This is a genomic window from Streptomyces sp. AM25, assembly GCF_058146165.1.
Genome location: NZ_JBKIWN010000034.1, coordinates 37,733 through 53,441, shown reverse-complemented (window position 1 = coordinate 53,441; position 15,709 = coordinate 37,733). Strand labels below are relative to the sequence as shown.

General features: G+C 71.8%; 19 protein-coding genes. 7 read left to right on the top strand and 12 right to left on the bottom strand.

Features of this window, described 5'->3' with window-relative positions; all coding sequences use genetic code 11:
- The first annotated feature begins 40 nt into the window (after nt 1–40).
- From ACLHRZ_RS31810 to ACLHRZ_RS31780, 7 genes are all read left to right on the top strand, one after another.
- Nucleotides 41–700: an AAA family ATPase gene (locus tag ACLHRZ_RS31810; protein ID WP_490422057.1), complete on the top strand. Its 660-nt coding sequence runs from the start codon at nt 41–43 to the stop codon at nt 698–700.
- A complete protein-coding gene (locus tag ACLHRZ_RS31805; protein ID WP_490422056.1) occupies nt 697–1,590 on the top strand; it encodes a phosphotransferase in 894 nt (297 codons plus the stop codon). The genes ACLHRZ_RS31810 and ACLHRZ_RS31805 overlap by 4 nt, the downstream gene beginning before the upstream one ends.
- A complete protein-coding gene (locus tag ACLHRZ_RS31800; protein WP_490422055.1) occupies nt 1,590–2,222 on the top strand; it encodes a class I SAM-dependent methyltransferase in 633 nt (210 codons plus the stop codon). The genes ACLHRZ_RS31805 and ACLHRZ_RS31800 overlap by 1 nt, the downstream gene beginning before the upstream one ends.
- A 29-nt stretch (nt 2,223–2,251) precedes the next feature.
- On the top strand, nt 2,252–2,956 hold the full coding sequence (locus ACLHRZ_RS31795) for an HAD family hydrolase (RefSeq protein WP_490422054.1): 705 nt from the start codon (nt 2,252–2,254) through the stop codon (nt 2,954–2,956).
- On the top strand, nt 2,953–3,417 hold the full coding sequence (locus tag ACLHRZ_RS31790) for an NUDIX hydrolase (protein ID WP_490422053.1): 465 nt from the start codon (nt 2,953–2,955) through the stop codon (nt 3,415–3,417). The genes ACLHRZ_RS31795 and ACLHRZ_RS31790 overlap by 4 nt, the downstream gene beginning before the upstream one ends.
- 514 nt (nt 3,418–3,931) lie before the next feature.
- Nucleotides 3,932–4,705: a ParA family protein gene (locus ACLHRZ_RS31785; RefSeq protein WP_490422052.1), complete on the top strand. Its 774-nt coding sequence runs from the start codon at nt 3,932–3,934 to the stop codon at nt 4,703–4,705.
- Entirely contained in the window at nt 4,705–5,598 is an 894-nt protein-coding gene (locus ACLHRZ_RS31780) for a hypothetical protein (RefSeq protein WP_490422051.1), read from the top strand. Before ACLHRZ_RS31785 ends, ACLHRZ_RS31780 begins: the two co-directional genes overlap by 1 nt.
- A 62-nt stretch (nt 5,599–5,660) precedes the next feature.
- Here the strand turns inward: ACLHRZ_RS31780 and ACLHRZ_RS31775 are convergent, their stop codons facing one another.
- The 12 genes from ACLHRZ_RS31775 to ACLHRZ_RS31720 form a co-directional block, all read right to left on the bottom strand.
- Nucleotides 5,661–5,912, bottom strand: a complete 252-nt coding sequence (locus ACLHRZ_RS31775; RefSeq protein ID WP_490422050.1) for a hypothetical protein — start codon at nt 5,910–5,912, stop codon at nt 5,661–5,663.
- A 61-nt stretch (nt 5,913–5,973) separates the two neighbouring features.
- Nucleotides 5,974–6,456 (bottom strand): hypothetical protein, encoded by a 483-nt coding sequence (locus ACLHRZ_RS31770; protein WP_490422049.1) that lies wholly within the window; start codon nt 6,454–6,456, stop codon nt 5,974–5,976.
- A 96-nt stretch (nt 6,457–6,552) separates the two neighbouring features.
- The gene (locus ACLHRZ_RS31765; RefSeq protein WP_490422048.1) at nt 6,553–6,699 is read right to left on the bottom strand and encodes a hypothetical protein; all 147 of its coding nucleotides are present in this window, start codon (nt 6,697–6,699) and stop codon (nt 6,553–6,555) included.
- Nucleotides 6,700–6,748: 49 nt separating this feature from the next.
- Nucleotides 6,749–8,143 carry a DNA/RNA helicase domain-containing protein gene (locus ACLHRZ_RS31760; RefSeq protein WP_490422047.1) on the bottom strand — a complete coding sequence of 465 codons (1,395 nt, stop codon included), beginning with the start codon at nt 8,141–8,143 and terminating at the stop codon, nt 6,749–6,751.
- 4 nt (nt 8,144–8,147) lie between these two features.
- Complete coding sequence (locus ACLHRZ_RS31755) at nt 8,148–8,990, bottom strand: hypothetical protein (protein WP_490422046.1); 843 nt, start codon at nt 8,988–8,990, stop codon at nt 8,148–8,150.
- Between the two features lie 100 nt (nt 8,991–9,090).
- A complete protein-coding gene (locus tag ACLHRZ_RS31750) occupies nt 9,091–9,504 on the bottom strand; it encodes a hypothetical protein (protein ID WP_490422045.1) in 414 nt (137 codons plus the stop codon).
- 3 nt (nt 9,505–9,507) lie between these two features.
- Entirely contained in the window at nt 9,508–11,643 is a 2,136-nt protein-coding gene (locus ACLHRZ_RS31745; RefSeq protein ID WP_490422044.1) for a hypothetical protein, read from the bottom strand.
- A 143-nt stretch (nt 11,644–11,786) separates the two neighbouring features.
- Nucleotides 11,787–12,026 (bottom strand): hypothetical protein, encoded by a 240-nt coding sequence (locus ACLHRZ_RS31740; RefSeq protein ID WP_490422043.1) that lies wholly within the window; start codon nt 12,024–12,026, stop codon nt 11,787–11,789.
- Nucleotides 12,027–12,029: 3 nt separating this feature from the next.
- A complete protein-coding gene (locus ACLHRZ_RS31735) occupies nt 12,030–12,479 on the bottom strand; it encodes a hypothetical protein (protein WP_490422042.1) in 450 nt (149 codons plus the stop codon).
- Nucleotides 12,480–12,558: 79 nt separating this feature from the next.
- Nucleotides 12,559–14,571: a hypothetical protein gene (locus ACLHRZ_RS31730; RefSeq protein WP_490422041.1), complete on the bottom strand. Its 2,013-nt coding sequence runs from the start codon at nt 14,569–14,571 to the stop codon at nt 12,559–12,561.
- A gap of 56 nt (nt 14,572–14,627) precedes the next feature.
- Complete coding sequence (locus tag ACLHRZ_RS31725) at nt 14,628–15,053, bottom strand: hypothetical protein (RefSeq protein ID WP_490422040.1); 426 nt, start codon at nt 15,051–15,053, stop codon at nt 14,628–14,630.
- A complete protein-coding gene (locus tag ACLHRZ_RS31720) occupies nt 15,050–15,694 on the bottom strand; it encodes a hypothetical protein (protein WP_490422039.1) in 645 nt (214 codons plus the stop codon). Before ACLHRZ_RS31720 ends, ACLHRZ_RS31725 begins: the two co-directional genes overlap by 4 nt.
- Nucleotides 15,695–15,709 lie beyond the last annotated feature (15 nt).

The following is a 15,709-nucleotide window of genomic DNA, read 5'->3' as shown; positions in this document are numbered from 1 at the left end:
CGAGGGTAGCGAGCGCACCCGAGATCACGGAGGCGTTCCGGTGAAGCGGCCCCCGAACGCGCACACCGCCCTGGTCGGGCAGGCGCAGGTGGCGGTCGAGGGCCTGTGCGGGGCCGGGAAGACCAGCCTGGTCGGCCCGCTCGCCGAAGTTCTGGGCGGGCACGTGGTGCCCGAGTACGCCGATCTTGCCTCGCTGCCGCCGTGGCCGCCGGCCGATGCCGCAGCCGCCCGCGCCGGGCTGGATCATCTGGCCGCCGTCGAGCAGGCCCGCCAGCGCGCGGCCGCCACCCACGCGGTGGTGGTGTTCGACCGGTGCCCACTGTCGCTGGCCGCGCACGAGGCCGGGATGCGCGCCATCGGCGTCCCCGATGACCTCGCCTACGCGGTCCGCCTGTTTACCGGGCTGCGCCCGCCGGACGCCGTGCTGCACCTGACCGTTCCCGAACCCGTCGCCCGGGCCCGGCTGCACGCCCGCGGTCCCCTCCCCGCCCACCTGGTCGCCCCAGCCGTACGAGCGGCGATGGCCCGCTACTACGCCGCGGCGCTCGCCCGGCTGCCCGGCCGGGTGCTGCACCTGGACGCCACCGCCGCGCCGGCCGTGCTGCTCGACCAGGCGCTCGGCTTTCTCCGCGGTCTGCCGCCGCAACCGCCCGGCCGCTGGCCGCTGCCCGTCCCCGCCACCGAAGGGAGCACCCCGTGACGACCGTGTTCGTCGCCTCGGCCGTGGAAGAGGCCGTCGCCGCCGCCCGAGCCTGCACCCCCGGCTTCACGCCCGACGGCGCGCCGCTGGCGACCGAGACCTCCCTGCTGGTTCCCGGCACCGTCGACGACCGGCATGCCTTCGTGAAGGTGCCGGTCGACCGCCGCCCGTTCTGGCTGGGCCGGGCCCGCCACGAGATCGCCGTCTACCGCGCCCTGCAACGGGCCCGGCCGCCGGTGACGATGCCCGAGCTCCTCGGCGCCGACCACCAGTCCCCTGCCCTGGTCATCTCCCGTCTACCCGGACGCCCCCTCGCCCCCGAGCGGTACCCGCGCGCACCGTTGCCGCCGGATGCCCTCGGCGCACTGCTGGGCGCCCTGGACGCGGTGCATCGCTGGCGGCCGCGCGGCGCGTGGGCGGACGACAGCGACTACCCCGGCCAGCTCGCCGCCCTTGACCTGCTCACCCCCCAACAGCTCGACACCGCACGCCACGCCTTCGAATGCGCCCGCCGACGCCTGCCGCTGCGGCTCGAATTCGGCGACGGGCACCCCGCCAACACCCTCGCCCCACCCGGCGACGGGCCGCTCGCCCTGGTCGACCTGGAGTTCCTCGCTCTGCGCCTGCCCGGCTACGACCACGCCGTGCTGTGGGTCCTCCTCGGCGACCACCCCGCCAACCGTCACGCCATCACCATCGCCGTGCCCGCCGGGCTTTCGCATCAGGCGGCCTTCTGGCTCGCCGCCGCCCTCGCCAGCGCCCGCGAACTGCGCTCCCACCAGCGATGGGCCCCCACCCCCAACCGCCGCCATCGCATCCCGCGCCTGCACGCCGACCTGCACCACGCACTCGACCAGCTCACTGCCCTCACCCCGAACGGAGCTCAGTGATGACGCAGCCCGCCCTCCAGCTCCCGAGCGTGCCGGTCTCGGACTTCTACGGCTACGACCGCGGCACCCCCGTCGACCGCCACTACATCGACCGCTTCCTCGCCCGCCACACGCACCTCATCCACGGCCACGCCGCCGAGATCAAGGACGACACCTATCTGCGCACCCACGGCACCGGCGTGAGCACCACCACGGTCATCGACATCGACCCGGCCAACACCCGCGCCACCCTGCACGCCGACCTCACCGTCCCCGGCTCCCTGCCGCCCGCCGCCTTCGACGCGATCGTGCTCACCCACACCCTCCAGCTCCTCGCCCCGCCGGACGCCGCGCTGGACAACTGCCACCGCGCGCTCGCCCCAGGCGGCACGCTGCTGCTGACCGCCCCCACCGTCGGCCAGCTCTCCAAGAGCACCCCGGACAGCGACTTCTGGCGCCTCACCCCGCCCGGACTCGCCCGACTGCTCTGCCGCTGGAACGGCGACGTCACCGTCACCGGTCACGGCAACCTCACCGCCTGCCAGGCCATGCTCCTCGGCCTGGCCGCCGAGGAACTCCCCGCCGAGGCCCTCGACCGCGACGACCCCGCCTACCCGCTGCTCGCGTGCGCCGTCGCCACCAAATCCCGCTGAACGCTCCTCACCAGGAAGGACACAGCGTCATGACTCTCACTCGGTTATCCCGGCAGCAGATCCGGCACGCCGCCGTCGTCTTCGACTGCGACGGACTCCTGGTCAACACCCAAGGCGCCTGGGACCGCGCCTACGAGACCCTCGCCGCCCGGCACGGCCGGCGCCTGCAGCCCGCCGACCGCCGCGGCCTGGTCGGCCTCCAGCTCATCCCCCTCGGACACCGCCTCGCCGAGCTCCTCGGCCACCCCGCCCCGCCACACGTCCTGGGCCAGCAGCTGTACGACCTCGTCCAGACCAACCTCGGCGACGGCCACGCCCCCATGCCCGGCGCCGTCGAACTCGTCGACGCCCTCGCCGGCACCCGGCCCCTCGCCATCGCCTCCAACACCCCGGCCCCCATGGTCCGCGCCTACCTCGAACCCCACTTCGACCTCGGGGCCTTCAAGTCGATCCTGGGCAGCGACACCGCCGCCCACCCCAAGCCCGCCCCCGACGTCTACCTCGATGCCTGCGCCGCACTCGACACCGACCCCAGGCAGACGATCGCCCTCGAAGACTCCCCCACCGGGGCCACCGCCGCCCGCGCCGCCGGCATGCACCTCATCGCCGTCCCCTCCGCGCCGGACCTCCACTTCGACGCCCACCTCCACGTCCCGAGCCTCACGGCCCGAGAACTATGGGACCACCTGGGCATCCGGTCCGCACAGGCCGAACCGGCCACACTGGCCCCATGACCCCGCCACCCACTCGCCAGGCCGCCCGCGCCATCGCGCTCGACGACCAGGACCGCGTCCTCCTCCTCCACTACGACGAGCACAGCGGATTCTGGGCAACGCCCGGCGGGTCACTCGACGAGGGCGAGGACCACGAGACCGCCGTCCGGCGGGAGCTACGCGAAGAGCTCGGCGTCGATGACGCCGAGCTCGGCCCCCAGGTCGCCGAGCGCAGCCAGGACCACGGGGTCGGCGGGCAGACCGTCCACCAGGTCGAGCGGTACTACCTCGTCCGCCTCGCCGCTGGCGCCGCGGACCTCGCCCGGGCCACCCAGCCCGACACCATCCGCGCACTGCGCTGGTGGACCGTCACCGAGCTGCGCATGACCAGCGAGACCATCCACCCCGGCGGGCTCGCCGACCTCGTCACCAGGCTGCTGGCCAACGGCGCCCCCCAAGAACCCGTCGCCCTCGGCAGTTAGCCCACACTTCCGGGTGTCCGTCTCCGACCTCTTCTGGCTGGCATGAAAGAGTGTCTCCGCCGCAGGCGGTAGGTGCTCCCGATGAGCAGTGAACCAAGCCGGCGGCACTCCGCAGTACCCGAGCGCTTCGACGCACGGGGACGCGATGCGCCCGTCCGCACCGAAGACGGCGCTGGAGGCCCGGGACAAGCTCCGCCGCCAGGTCGTGACTGTGGGAGACCTGCTGCGGGCTGCCGTTGCCCGCGCCAGCCGCGACGGTCAGCAGACGGAAGTGCCTGTCGAAGCGTCACCAGTGCCGCCCGTCGCGGAGGAAAGCGCTCGACCGTAAGCAGGTCGTTGTCCAGGGTCCGCGCCACGCTATGCAGTGAAGTGGCTCCAATTGGAGCCTTCCGCTCTTCACGTGCCTGGCTTCGAAACTGCAGACGGCGCGGTGGTCATTGGCACCGTGTTACCTCTGGCAACATTTAGCGCGTCCGAGTACCCACCCGGGGAAGCCCACGGAGGAGAGTTCCGCATGCCCCTGCCCCCCACCTCGCGAAGAGCGGCTAGTACCGCTCACCGCGCCAAAGTCATCTCGTTCTTCCAGCAGAAGGGCGGCGCGGGGAAGTCGACCGACGCCGTCAACATCGCGGCTGTGATGGGCGAGAACAACCCTCCCCCATCACCGGATGCTCCGTGCCCGGTCGTCGCCGCCGGCATCGACCTTCAGGGATCCCTGGAGAAGTGGGCCCGTAAGGTCCCTGAGGACCGCCTGCCGTTCGACTACGTGATCACCCGTGGCAAGGTCGGCGAACTCACCAAGCTCGCCGAGGACCCAGACGTGCTGAGGATCATCGTCGACACCCCCGGCTTCGCCGACATCGACCCGGACGCCGACATCGACGCCCTCGACCCGCTCAGCCACAGCCCTGCCGCAGAGGCGATGCGCGAGGTCATGGCCCTGACCGACCTCGCCCTGGTGCCAATCGTGCCGGTGGAGACGCTCACCCACGACCCGGCGGAGTACACCATCGAGCGGCTGCTGCGCCCCAACGGCGTTCCCTTCCGGGTCGTCATCAACAACTGGGACTCCGGAACCGACCGCACCAAGGCAGATCTCAAAGAGATGCAGGAGTGGTGCACAAAACGGGGCTACCAGTACATGACCCAGCCCATCCGCCGCTACAAGATGCACGCCCAGGCGCCGGCCAAGGGACTGACGGTCATCCAGTACCCGGAGAGCGGGACGGCGCTGCGAGCCCGCGAAGACTTCTACAAGCTCGCCCTGGGCGTGGAAGGACTGATCTGATGGGCAGGCAACGAGGCGGCTCCGCGCAGGAGCGGTTCGAGTACAAGAGCGCCATCGACATGGCGAAGGCGCTCCAGCCGCTGCGCCGGCCTCTGTCTGAGCAGCCGAAAACTCTGACCTCGGAAGAGCAGGAGATGCTGGCCCAGTGCAAGGCTGCGGTCGACACCCTGCAGTGGGCTTTCTGGCTGGCGGGCAAGGCGCTGGAGAACATTCGCGAGGGCCGGCTCTACCGTGTCGAGGCCGATTCCTTCGACGAGTACGTCTGGAAGCACTGGCGGATGCGGAAGGCGTACGCCAACAAGCTGATCCGAACGTGGCGGATCGCCGAAGCCACGTTCGAGGTGCTCGAGAAGGCGGTGGCTCCAATTGGAGCCACCGCCAAGAAGCAGACCGCGCTGAGCGCGAATGCCGAGAAGGCACTCAGGGCCCTGAACCAGGCCCAGGTGTGGGAGCTGGTGCCGGTGGCTGACGCCTGGGACGTCGACGCGGCGGTGCTCGTCTACCAGACCCTGGTCGAGGTCGACGGCGTGAGCGTCACGGCAAAGGTCCTCAAGGGCGCGGTGGAGGCCCTACCGGAAGGCGACTTCGATGCCGAGCAGGTAATCGACCATGTTCGGGCCTATCTGGAGTCCCTCCGCGAAGACGAGGAAGAGGACGACGAGCCGTTCGACTTCGCGGCCCAGGTGGAGAAGGCGGTGCCGTCACGCTGGATGCGTCGTCTGGCGAGGAAGGACTCAGCAGCCGCCCATCGCTACCTTGACGAGTTGCAGGCCCACATCGACAAGGTGCGCTCCGAGTTGAAGCCGACGGCGCGGAAGGCCAAGGCTGTACCCGAGGCGCGTGGTAGCGAGGAGGCCCCGGCCGAGCAGCACGAAGAGCCGGCAGCGGCCTGATACTCCCACAACGCAGAAGAGGCCCCGTCCATCAGGACGGGGCCTCTTCTGCGTTGTGGGGCTTAGTTGTTCTGGGCGTTGTCTTCCGGCGTAGTGGCGAAGACGTCGTCATGGCGGGAATCCTGATCCGCTTTGAGCGCACGACGCAGGGCGTCGTTGTGTGGGATGTCGAGCTCATCGAGGAGCTGCACGGTCTGCCGGATGCGCTGTTCGGCATTGTCAGCACGGGTCTTCTCGACGCTGGCGCGGTCGTGGAGTTCTGTGATCGAGCGGTCGAACTGGTTCAGAGTGCGGGTACGGATGATGCGAAGCACGGCGGTCTCCCGTGGGATCAGGCGTACTGACGTGGTCGATGGCTCTGGGCAGAGGCAAAGGTCAGCGGCGCAGGTCGTTGTGGGTGCGGGCGATCAGGCCGCGGGTGTGGGTGGTGATGGTGGTGCGGTCCTGCACGACGGTGCCGGTGTAGTGGTGGTGGTGTTCGGTGTGGAGGCCCTTGAGACCGCGGAGGAGGGCTCCGAAGGCGATGACGAGGCCGATGGGGGCGCCAGCAGCGATGGCGAGGGTGGCCGGGGCGACTTGGCCGAGGCCGTGGAGCACGAGGGCGGTGGAGCCGCCGACGGGCAGGGAGGCGATGCCGCCCGCGATCATCACGCCGCTGATGTCGGTGGCGCGCTGGCTCATTGGGGGCCGTCCGGGCTGGGGGACGGGCGGGGTGGTGCCGATGGCGGGGACGGGGCTGGTGTCGCGGTACGAGGTAGGTACGGCCGGTGCGGGGCGGTAGAGATCGTCGATCAGGCGGCGGGCCTCAGCGGCGGCCTCGGATTCGGTCAGGGGCGTGGAGTTGGCGGGTTGGGGCACGGTGACGGGGCTTCCTTCCGCAACGGGTTGGGGTGGGTGAGAGAAGGCCCTGGAGGGCGAACCCTCCAGGGCCTTCGGCGTGTGTGCAGTTGTTGATCAGTCGTCTGGGGTGATGTTGGTGGCGCCGCAGCGCCAGCAGTCCCATTCGCCTGGTAATCGGTACTGCTCGGTCCAGAAGCCGCACGGCTTGCCGTAGACGGCGTTGGTCTCGCCACAGCACCAGCAGTCGTATTCGAAGTCCATCCCGTCTCCCCTTCTCCGGGGACAGGATGGCGGGCGGCACCGACAGCCACTAGAGCGGGACGATGCGCCCGGTGCCGTCGGGACGGGCGAGCAGGGGCGGGCTTTGGTTGCGCAGGTTGCTGATGGTGGTACGCAAGGTGCCGCGCCGGACTTCGCGGCCGCCGTCGTCGTCCAGGGCGGCCGATAGCTCCGTCTCGGTCATGCCGTCCGGTGGCAGGGCCGCGAGGATGCGCTCCGCGATCGTCATGGCCGCAGCATCGGGTGCGGGTCCCTGACCGGGCGGTGCTGGCTTGCCGTCATCGTCGCCCGTGCTGTCGCCACCGCGGGCTTCCTTGAGTTCCTTGTGGGTCATGTATGCCTCCAGGTCGATGGGTTCGCCGGGAGGTGCGCTGTCGCCGTACAAGGCGAGGATCAGCGGGTCGTGGCCGGGGCACGGGGCGACGGAGCCGACGACGTGGGTGCGGGCCATGCTGGTGGGGCGTGGCCCGGTCAAGTGGTAGAGCATGCCTTGGCTGTTGACGTCGTCGTCATCGTCGGATGCCGTCTCGTTGTAGCGGCGGATCCGTTGCACGCGGCCGACCACCTTCGGGATCGGCTGCAGTGCTTCGCCGCTGGGGACCAGGCCGTCGCCGACGAGCTGCTGCATCATGGCGGACGACCAGCGCAGCAGAATGACTTCGCCTTCCTTGAGCATGGCGCGCAGGGTGTCGCTGCCGCCGAGCTCGTCCAGGTGGCCGGCCTGGGCGGCGATGATGATGCCGACGCCGACGGACCGGCCGGTCCTGCCCAGTTCCTTGATGAGCCTGGCCGCCTCGTCGCGGAACGGGGCGCCCTTCTCCAGCAGGCGGTTGGCCTCGTCGACGATGCCGTACATCAGCGGGTCGGGATCGCCGATGACGAATCCGCTGCGGCCCAGCGCGGCGTATTCCTTCATGCGGCGTTCGGCCTCGGCGACCAGGCCGCGCAGCATCAGGATCGCCTCGTACTGCGTGGTGACCCGGGTGGCAACGTGGCCGGCGGCCTCGGGGACGGACTGCCCGCGTTTGAGGTCGGCCAGGTGGACGACGATCCCGGAGTGCTTGCAGGCGACCAGGATCGCCTGCATCAGGCGGGACTTTCCGGCGCCCGTGGTGCCGAAGACAGCGCCGCGCTGCGCATTGCCGGTCTTGGGGTCGAACAGGCGGAAGCGCAGCGGCGCTCCGTCGTAGTAGGTGCCGATGGTGATGCGCCCGCGCTCGTCCATCAGCAGGTCCTGCACGCTGATGTCGCGCATGTTCATGAGCGGGTTCGCCGGGTAGATCCGGACGATGGCCTCCCGCCCCACGCCCTGCTCGAAAATGACCCGCGACCGGTCCTCCACATCCAGCAGGTCGCACAGCGCGTCGTGGTCATAGCGTTTGACCCCGCCCGGGGGAGTGCGCAGGACGTATTCCTTCACGGCCATGGCGTCAGGTCAGTTCCTTTCGCATCTCGTAGGTGTTCACTTCGAGGAGTTCGACGCCGGGCATGGCCGTGGCCGCGATTTCCGCCCAGGTGGCTACGTCGCCCGAGGCAGTCGTCGGTTCAGGTTCGGGGGGCTGTGGGCGTCGGCCCACGATGAGCAGCCGCACGCCGGCGCCGCGGCCCGGGACCGGTTCGATTTCAATCAGGTCTTCCGGCAGGTCCAGATGCGCCGAAAGGCGGGCCTTGGAGATTTTGGGCACGGGCATGGCGTGCTGTGCCGAGCCGATGACGGCGGCCACGCAGTGCGGGCTCACCTGCTGGTGTTCCAGGAGCACGGTCCCGGGGGCGATGCCGTCCTCGGTGGCGATCTCCTCGGCCCACCAGCGGGCCGCCCGACTGGCGGGAGGGGCGGGGGAGTCGACAACGGCGTCGGGCTCCGTGCTCTCCTGGTCCGTCCCGGCGGCCTCGGCGGCCTCCTGACGCGCCGTCTCCTCCACCACCTCGCGGGCGAGACGGCCCGGGCGCACGTACCACGTGGCGCCGGTCCACAGTGCCGCCGCGCCTGCCTGCACCAGCAGGCTGACGCCGCCGACGGGTGCCAGGAGCTCGCCGACGAGGATGGCCGCGCAGCCTGCGTGCGGTGCGGCGTAGACGGCAATGGCCGTAGCCCTCACCGGCGCCGGAGCACGCAGGATCTTGAAGTTCGTCGCCAGGCCGACACCGGCCACCCCGACGGCGGCGAGTGCGCCAGGAGCGGTCAGGGAATCGGTGGCAAGGCCGCCGGTGAGCACCACGGCTCCGGCCACGGTGGCGATGCGGCCGGCCCCGGCGCGCACACGAGCAAGCATGGTGTTCTCCTCCGTGAAGGGGCGAGGACGGCGCGCTCGTGTGCACCGCCCTCGCCCTGCTGCCCTCAGCTGTTGTCGTAGACCGGCTGCAGCGTCCGGCTCACCGGTTGCTGTAATACGTGCGGTCGGCCACGGCGCCGGGCTTGGTCGTCATGGCCTCGTGGACGGGTCCGTACTCGGCCTCGTGGTCGTTGCTGGCCTGCTGGAAGTCGGCGGCCATGGCGGCGGCCTCGGCGGCCAGGGCCTCGGCGTCGTCGAGCACGCGGCGCATGACGGCCGCCGCGTCGTGGTGGGCGCTGGTGACAGCGTCGTCGACGCCGAGTCCGGCAGCCGTGTCGGCCAGGTTGTCGACCGACTTGGCGCACCCTTCGACGTAGTTGTAGGCGCCGCGCACGGACTCGCTGAGGGCGAGCATGGCGGCCGACGCGAGAGCCAGCCGCGCCGTGATGATCGTGTAGGTGACGCCCGTGCCAATGGTGTCGGCGACCCTGGCGCCGACGCGTGCGAGATCCATGAGCTACTCCCGGTGGTACGAGGCGGCGGCGGGTGCGGTGTGGCCCATGTCGCGGGTCACGTCAGCGGGGTGCTTGTCGTAGTCGGCGGCCACCTGCCCGGCGTGGGCGATGGCCTCCGACGCGCGGGGCAGGCCCTGGGCAAGCACTTCGGCCTTGGACTCCACGACCCCGGCCCGGTCGATCAAGCGGGCGCACCACCTGATCAGGGTGCCGGGGACGCTCTTGGCGATGAGTGCGACGCGCAGCTCGTCCAGCGTGCTCGCCAGGCGCTGGCAACGGTCGGCGACGAGCTTGGCGTGCTCGGCGCCCGCGAGGATCTCCTCCGCCATGTCCTCGTCTGACTCGATGACGTCGTAGACCGTCAGTTCGGCGTCGGCGAACTGGGTGTCTCCTACGGCTAGTGCTCCGCCCATGGGCCGTGCTCCTTTCCTGTGGTGCCTTGGGGCCGGGCCACTCGGCACGGCGGTCTTGCTGGTCACTGCTGCCGCCGACGGCGGCGGGGTTGCGGCCTGAAGTTCCAGGCGGCCGCGGGTGATTGCGGCTGGCGCTCTGGTGCTGGGGGGCTTGCCGTGGTCGAGCCGGGTGAGCGTGACGGAGTAGGTCGCCGTCATCCCCGGAGGCGGCCGCAGCCACTGTCCGTCCGCACGGGGCTGCTGCCGCGGCGGTGGCTGGTGCTGACGGTTGCGGCGAGACCGCGATCCGGGCCGGGGGCCCTTCGTGTTCCCGCTGCCCGTCGGGCCGCTACTGCCGTTGCCCTTCGGGGGCTTGGCGGTGGGACCGGCCGCCGGGCCCTTGCGCCACGGCCGCGCCCCCGCCTTCCCACCCGGCGTGTACGTCGCCCGTGGCGGCGACTTCGCCGAGGGCCCCTTCGGCGGGGCGGTGTTCGCGTTCTTGCCGCCCGTCGGGCCGCTACTGCCGTTGCCCTTCGGGGGCTTGGTGGTGGGACCGGCCGTCGGCCCCTTGCGCCACGGCCGCGCCCCCGCCTTCCCACCCGGCGTGTACGTCGTCCGCGGCGGCGGCTTCGGCGACGCCCCCTTGGGCGGGGTCGTGGGGGCTCCCTTCGGCGCCTGGGGCTTCTTGGTGAGATCCACCTTCTGCCCCGCGGGATCGCCCTTGCCGCCCTGGGCCTGGCCGGGCTTCTTCGTCAGGTCGACCGGCTTGGTCTTCGGCGACCCGCCCGGCCCCTTCCCGCCGGGTCTGGTCCTCCCGGCCGACGGCTTGGCGCCGGGGCCCTTACCACCCTGTGCGCCGCCCGTACTGCCCGGCTTCCCGGACCTGCCCTTTGCCGGATAGGCGCCGCCCTGCGCCTTGCCGCTTGGGGAGGCCTGATTCTTCGCTCCGTTCCTCCCGGGCCTGTCGTCCTTGTTCGCGTCGTTCTTGCGGCGCAGGCGTTCCAACGGGCCCTGCTTCTTGGTCTCCGGCCTGGCAGAGTCCTTCTTCGCCTCACGGCGAGCGGCGGCCGCGTGCTGGGCGTCAGGCGTCTTCCCTGCCGTCTTCCTGGCCGGCAGGGCGCCCGAGGAGTGGCCCAACGCCCTTCCTTTCGGCCCGGTGCCCGTCGCCCCGGGCTTCGCGCCGCCCTTGGCTGCGCTGCGGCCGAAGTCCGTGGGCGACTGGATCCGGCGCTTGGAGCGGGCCTGCACCGCGCCGTCGTGGATCTGCTGCAGCACCGCCGCGTGCTCCGCCTGGGCCTTGATCTTCTCGGCCTGAGCCTTCGCGGCGGCCTCGCGGACGGGGGAGTGGTCCTGGAATCGCTGCCGTCGGTCGTCCAGCCACTGGGTCATGCCACGCAGGGCAGCGACCGCGATGCCGACGGCGACGACCATCGCGCCCCGGGCACCGTCCTGGCCCACCCCGTCGTCGGCGCCTTCGTCCGCGGCCTCGGACCGCAGTACGGCCGGGATCCCCGGCGAGCCGGCGCCGGGCAGAGTCGGGACCGGCGGGGGAGGAACCGCGGGAGCGGGGATGGCGAGGGTCGGGTGGGTCGGTGCCTCGTCGTCGTCCGGCGCGGGGCCGCTGTCGGCCTCCGGGGCCGGCGGCGCGGCGGGCGGCGGGGGAGGTCCTGGGGGTGGGGGAGGCGGTGGCGGGGGTGCCCCCGCCGGAGGCCGGAACGGGATCACCCGGCCCTCGTCGTCACTCATGCTGCTCTCCAAGGGGGTTGACAGGCTGTGACGGCCTCGCGTAAACGCGCGCGTCCGCGCGCCCGTGTGCCCGCGCGCCCGCATAATGCGCGCGCGAGGCCGTCACAGCCTGGATTGACCGGTGAATTGATTGACCGTCGCGGTCACGCCTCGTAGCGGCTGACCCAGGTGGAGACGGTGCGGGCGAGGTCGTTCCACGCCGCCGCCGGGTCCTCGCCCGCCGCGCGGGCCGCGCTCTCGTGGGCGGCGGCAATCGCCCGGGCCCGCTCGATCCACGACTCGGCCAGGCCGCGCGGGCCGCGTGCGCTCCGCTCCTGCTGGCGCTGGTTGAAGTGCGCCAGGCGGTTGGCCGCCTGGCGCTCGGCCTTGGACTGCGCAGCCATCGGTCAGGCCCCCTTGCGCAGCCCGTCGAAGACGTCCCCGAACCGGGCTTCCCCCGGGGGCGCTTTTCCGTCGGCCGATTCGAGCGCCTGCGGCTGCTTGCCCTTGCCCAGCGCCTTCTCCGCCTTCTCCGCGCGCTTGTCCGCGCGCTTCTGCGGCAGGTCCTCGTACGCCCGCTTGAAGCGGGCGTTGAACGCAATCAGATCGGTGATCGCGCGTTCCACGTCGTCAGCGGCCTTGAACAGCGGCCGGGTGACGTGCCAGGCCCGGACCCGGGACTGCCCCGGCAGGTCGCCCTCGATGCGGTCGTACTCCTTGGCCGCGGCTTCCATCTCGCGCGCCAGGCGGCGCAGGTCGTCCACGATCGGGTGCAGCTGCGCCCGGCGCTGCTCCAGGTGGATCGCCCGGAGGCCCGGGCTCTGCAGACCCTCCGGGGTCCACTTCTCGGCGCTCATGAGCGTCCTCTCAACTGTCGTGCTGGGGCTGGGGGAAAGGGGGAGCGGGCCCGGCCCGCGACGTGCTCACCGCACCGCATCAGCGAACGGCGCGGATCTGGTTGCGGAACCACTCGGGGTCCGCGATACCGAGCTCGGAGAACTCGGCCTGCAGAGCGGTAGGCGAAGGGGCCTGCCCCGCCGCGATGATCGCGGCGGCGCGGTCCCGAACCGCCTTGCGCTGGGCGGCGGTAGGACGCCCGCCGGGCCCCTTGCTGCCGCCGGGAGAGCTCTTGCCGTTGGGGTGAGGTCCCCGGTTACCGGGGTGGCGACCGGCACCGGCAGGACGGGGTTTACCGGTACCGGCAGACGGCGGTTTACCGGTGCCGTTACCGCTGCCGGTAGCTGCGGGTTTACCGGTACCGGTAGGTGCCGGATTACCGCTGGTGGTACCGGTACCGGCCGGGGCTCGCTTACCGGTCTCGCTACCGGCTGCCTCGGCGGGGGCAGTTGTGCCGGGCGCCTCGTCGTGACCGTCTTCGTGGAGGCGGTGGACCCGCCAGAGGATGGCGACCACGACGATCACCGCGACGACGATCAGTGCGACGCTCGGGTGTGTCCTGCCGCCGGTCACTTCCATGCCGGCGCCGGTCAGATCGGCCACGTGGTAGGCGATGTTGGTCGCCGCCATCAGGCCGAGCGCGAACGCAACGTCGCGCTTGGTGCGGAAGGCGGTGACCGCGTAGACGTCCAGCCCCAGCGGCAGGGCCCAGCTCGCGTCTCCTACCGGGGTGTCGCCCAGCCCGATGAGCCGGGCGAACTTCCACTCCCCGCTCGCGGTCAGAAAGATCACCGCAACCAGCGCGAGCCAGATGCTCCCCTCTTTGGCGACCTCGGCCCATGTGCGGCTGCGCTCAAGGCTCGCCGCCCGTTCCTCGACCATCTGGTGCTTCTCACGGGCCGCCACAAGCTCTTCGCCAGCCTCCTGGCGGGTCTGCTGGGCGGCCCGGAGCTGCTCTTCGGCCTCCTGGCGGATCTCCGAGGCCTGCGTACGGGCCCGGGCCTCCGCGTCCCTGCGCAGGGCTAGCGCCTGGGCGGCAGCCCGTTCGCCGAGCTCTCCGGCCTCCCGCTGCGCCTGGGCCCGGATCGCATCGGCCTCGTCCTCGGCAGCGCGCAGGGCCTTGGCCCGCAGTTCGGCCCGTTCCCCGTCCGCCTGACGGCCGTGCTCGGCGAGTTCCTCGTCGAGCTCCAGCCGACAGCGGCGGCGGAGCAGGTCCGTCTCGGCTGCGACGGTGGCATGGGCCGCCTTGATCTCGCTGGCCTGGTCCTGGGCCTCGCTGACGAGCTTGGCCGCATCCGCCAGCGCGGTGCGGTAGGCGGCCTCGGCCGAGGCCCGCCGCAGCGCGGCCAGTTGATTCGCCTGCTCCTCAGCCTCGGCGAGCAGGGTGCGGGCCCGTTCCTCGGCGCCCCGGACGGTCTCCTCGGCCGCCCGGACCGCATCGGCCCGGGCCTCGTCGAGGACCTGCTGGGCGTCCCGGCCGGCGGCGGTGCGGACGGCATCCGCCTCGCTCTCGGCCCGGCGCAGCCGTTCACCGGCTTCCTCGGCCGCTTCCAGCAGAACCTGCTTGGCGTCGGCCGCCGTGGCCAGGCGGGTCCGGCGGGCCTTGGCCTCGGCACCCGTGGTGATCTCCTGCGCCGTCCGGGCGGCTTCGGCCCGGGCACCGTCGAGAAACTCCCGTGCCTGGATTCCGGCGGTATTGCGGAGGTCTTCCGCCTCGGCCTCGGCCCGGCGCAGCCGGTCCCCGGCCTCCTCGGCGACCTCGACCAGGACGTGCCTGGCGTTGGCGGCCGCCGCCTGCCGGATCTGATGGGCCTGTGCCTCGGCGGTGCGGATCAGCGCCGCCGCCTCGTCGGCGGCGGCCTCCCGGGCACTGTCGCGGATGTCGGCGGCCCGGTCGCGCACATCCGCGAGCCGGACATCCGCCTCCTCCCGGACCGGTACGGGCGCCACCGGAGCTGAACTGTGCTGCGGCGGCGGGGTCGTTGTGGTCTTGGCCGACGGCTTGCGGGCCGTTGGCGTCTTGCGGGGGCGGGGGGCTTTGCGGGCCGCCACGCGAACTCCTCTCGTGCTGGTGGCCGCCGTGCGGCGGCCACCTGGTGTGCGGTCCGTCAGCCCCGGACGAGACGGGCGGTCAGGCGGTCGACCGCGCCGTTGACGCGGCGCCCCACCCGCTCGACCCGCAGCCGGAAGGCGACATCGCCCGAGCGCCGCAGCGCCATCTCCGACCGGGTCAGCGGCCCGGTCACCACCGCGTGCAAGTGGTCCTCCAGACGCGGCGAGAAGATGCCGCGCCACGCGCACAGCACCTCGACCACGGCGTACAGCGCAGTGGCGTAGGCGAAGACGACCACCGCGGTCGTCCGCCGGCCCGCCGTACGAACCATCCCTCCGCCGGGGCGGGCGGCCAGGGCGGCGATGGCGGCGAAGTTCTGATGGACCTCGAAATCGACGTCCGACCAGGTCCTCATGTCGCCGTGGCTCCGGCCGAACGCCTCCACCGCCTTCTGGGAGCCGGACTTGAGCAGGACGTTCATGCGGTGACCACCTCTCCGCCCAGCAGGGCGTCGCACGCGATACGGATCTGCTCGGCCATCTCGGGCCGCTCGCCCTGGAGCTGCTGCAACAGCTCGACGACAAGGGCCTCACGGGGCATCGGAACCGGCCGGTCGTCCGGCGGCAGGGCACGGTGGGAGACGACGAAGTCGTCCGGCTCGGGCGCGGTCTCCCCCGACGGCCGCCACCGGGCGGGGTCCGCCGACACTGCCGGGTCGATCTCGTGTGCCCGGCGCGTCGCCGCCTGGTATGTGCGGGTGACGCCGAGAACCTTGCCGCCACGCTGCAGGACGTGGACGACGATCTCGCCGTGGCGGGCTACCGCCAGCTCCGCGGACAACTCCCGGGCCAGCTTCTGGGCGCTCGCCAGGTCGGCGGACAACTGACCATGTTGGGTCCGGTGTTGGCGAGCGACCGCTTCGGCGCTCTTCAGCTCCGCCTGCGCGTCCGTCAGGGGCGAGCGAAGCCGGTCGATTTCGCCGCGGAGGGCCTGCTTGGCGCCCAGCGCCGTACCGAGCCGACCAGCAAGAGCCTGCCGCTCCGCCTCAACGCCCTCCAACTGGGCCGCGGCATCAGCCGCGTCCAGCAGTTCCCGGTACCGCTTACGGCTGATCAGCTTCACCGACGGCCTCCCACT